The 2,853-nt window shown below is 62.1% G+C and carries 2 protein-coding genes and 1 pseudogene; all 3 read right to left on the bottom strand.

Annotated elements, in window-relative coordinates; translation table 11 throughout:
• A pseudogene (locus IAE77_RS14330) lies at positions 1-623 on the bottom strand (hypothetical protein); the annotation flags it as partial.
• Between the two features lie 83 nt (positions 624-706).
• Positions 707-1,510 (bottom strand): fibronectin type III domain-containing protein, encoded by an 804-nt coding sequence (locus IAE77_RS14325; RefSeq protein ID WP_294227621.1) that lies wholly within the window; start codon positions 1,508-1,510, stop codon positions 707-709.
• A 785-nt stretch (positions 1,511-2,295) separates the two neighbouring features.
• A complete protein-coding gene (locus IAE77_RS14320; protein ID WP_294227620.1) occupies positions 2,296-2,733 on the bottom strand; it encodes a hypothetical protein in 438 nt (145 codons plus the stop codon).
• Positions 2,734-2,853: the final 120 nt, after the last annotated feature.

The raw sequence follows: 2,853 nt of genomic DNA, 5'->3' as shown, positions 1-2,853 counted from the left end.
GGGCCTTGGGAGCCGTCGCTTCCATTGCTGCCATCGTTGCCGCGTGGGATGGCGAAGGTGAAGCGCACGTTTGATCCGTCGAAGCTAACGCCCACCGTCGCGGGATTGCCAGGGTCCAGCGTGGTGACGCTGTCCACGATGGCTTGGGCAAAGGGCGGTCCCTGCGCCCCGTCATTGCCTTGCGGGCCTTGGCCGCCGTCGTTTCCGGGCGGGCCTTGGCTGCCGTCACTCCCATTGCTGCCGTTCATCCCGTCATTGCCACGCGGGATGTCGAAGGTGAAGCGCACGTTCGTTCCATCAAAGCTCACGCCCACCGCAGCGGGATCGCCGGGATTCACGGTGTTCACCGCATCCACCACCGCCTGCGCAAAGGGCGGCCCCTGCTGGCCCATCGGGCCTTCCTGACCCTGCGGGATTTCAAAGGTGAAGTGCAGCGTGTTCCCCACCACACTCACGCTCGCATTCGCCGGAGTGCTCGGCGGCAGGGTGTTCGTGCTGTCCACTTGCGCGGCGTTGATGCCGGAGCCGCTGCCGATGAGGTCGATAATTCCGGCGAACTGACCACGAAAACGGTCAGCGTCGATGTTTTGGCCGTTTTGGGGCCATGCTGGGTCGAAAGGCATAAAAGAAGAAGGTGAAAGGTGGAGTCACAAAAACGGGGGGACTCAGGCTTGCCGCCTGCATCCCCCCGTTTGGTTCGCTGAACTTAGGGAATGACGATCTGAGCGATGGGTCCAGGTCCACTTTCGCCCGCACCGTTCACGGAGGTTACTTGGATCTTAACCGTGCTGCCGCTCGGCAGACCGCTGAGGGTCGCATCGCTATCGGTCACGGTTTCCACCGCACGGAAATCATTGTCCGTGCCCACGATGAGAATCCACACGCGGTAGTGGTCCGCACGCAGCGCATCATCCCAGTCCACATGGGTGATGCCAGCACCGCCCGGAGTCGCTGTGGTAAAGCTGGGCGCTTCGGGCGTTTCTTCGTCCGCAGGGCGGCTGAGGCCAAAGGCATGCCACAGCGGGTCCTCCGCACTCAGCAGGGTCTCCAGCTCGGTGATCATGCCACGGAGGCGCTTGCGCAGGTTCGTCTCCGCCGCATCGCGGGCGGCTTTCGCCTGCCCGCTCTCCGTCACTTTTTGGTCCAGCGCCGTGCGGGCATTGCTGATCGTGGTATGCAGCGTGGTGGCCAGCGCCGCCGTCACCTCCATGTCCACACTTTCATGTGCCGGGTTCGCGGTGAAGTGGAGTTTCAGACTGTTGATCAGGCTGAAACGCTCCGCCTGGGTGCTGGGCATTCCGGTTGAGTTGTTCGGCCAGCCCGCCGCACCCCATTCGGTGGTGTAGGCTTCGCCGAAGAACTTCGAGAGACGCTTCTTGGCGTTCGTGATGAACACCTTCGCCGCATTGTCCGCCGTGTTGTGGGCGGCGTTCGCGTTTTTCCTCAGCACCTGGCAGGCACCGAAGGTGGATTCCGCCGCTTTGGCGGCTTCCAGTGCCGGGCGCACCACGGCTTCGGTGTTTTGTTTGAGCCCGATAGCCACTTCGTGGGTATGGGCACCGTCGCACATATCATCGCCGAGTGCGAAAAGGCGGTCGCGTTTATCAGGTAGGGCATTGGAAGCCATATTTTTGGTTCTAGTTGGTCGCGGAGGGTCCTGCGCCCCGAAGCGTGAGCCGTCGCCGAAGAATGCTTGTCCGAATCTGGCCACGTATTTCGTGTGTGAAGGGTTGCCGCTGGTTGGTGGGTTCTTCCCTCCGCCGGACAACCAGCCCGATGTGATAAAGGACGAACTGGGCAAAAAAGTATGCCAAGTGATTGTGCCGTCAACTGCCGCTTCCCGCTCCCATTCCGCCCTGGGCTTGGCGCACGCCTCCCAAGGCCAAACCGCCGAAAAGGCAGCGTTAAACGGGACGCGTTTACACCTGCCGACGCCTCGGCTATCACAGATGAGAGCCGTTTAGCCCTGCCGAGGGCTCGGCTGCCCCAAAAGGGACGCGTTTAACCTTGCCGGAGCCTCGGCGGCTCCAAACGGGAGCCGTCCAGCCCCGCCGACGCGTCGGCTGCCTCAAACGGGCCTCGTCCAGCTCTGCCGACGCTCCGGCTATCACACATGAGAGCCGTTTAGACCCGCCGACGCGTCGGCAGGACCAAACGGGACGCGTTTAGCGGTTCCAAATGCCAGCCGGTTGTTGGCCCGTGCAAGCGCCTCGGGAGCCGAGCGCGGATGCGCTCGGCGTAGTCGTGGGCGTCGTGGGTGTCATTTCCGGGCATGACGGGCCATGGGATTCTAGTTCAATGATCGGCACAGGTGCAGGCGTATTCGGGGTTGCTGCACTCTTTGCAGGTGTAGAGGAGGAGCTTGATGCGGAAGTTTTTCTTTTTGGCATCAGGGGCGGCTTGGGCCTGGACGACGACTTGATAGCCTTCGCCTTCGGGGAGCTTGGTGGTGGAGATGAGTTTGCCGTCTTTGGCCTCGAAGGCGATCTTGGCCTTGCCGCTGGGGGCTTCGGCGGTGGCGGTGATGACTTCGGTGCTGGGGGGCTGGGCTTTCAGCGCGGCGTCATAGACGGCGATGCTGATGCTGCGGTCTTTTTCGACGAAGAACTCGGCTTGTTTGCCGCCGAGATCGAGCAGAAGCCCTTTGCGGGGACCGGCTTTGACTTTGGCGTCGGCAAAGGCAGACGTGCTGGCGAGGGCGGCGATGATGAGGAGGTTCAGCAGTGTTTTCATGGTGTGTTTGTTGGTGGTTTGGTTTTTCGTTCGATCCAGTCGTAGAGCACAGGCACGACGAGCAGGGTGAGGAAAGTGGAGGTGAGGATGCCGCCGATGACGACGGTGGCGATGGGGCGC

It is taken from the genome of Prosthecobacter sp. (assembly GCF_014879935.1).
Taxonomy (GTDB): domain Bacteria; phylum Verrucomicrobiota; class Verrucomicrobiia; order Verrucomicrobiales; family Verrucomicrobiaceae; genus Prosthecobacter.
The sequence above is the reverse complement of the archived record's forward strand: the minus strand, read 5'-3'. Positions and strand labels throughout refer to the sequence as shown.

Coding starts and splice junctions, on each gene's coding strand:
- IAE77_RS14320 (WP_294227620.1), bottom strand. CDS start 2,733: ATGAAAACACTGCTGAACCTCCTCATCATCGCCGCCCTCGCCAGCACG.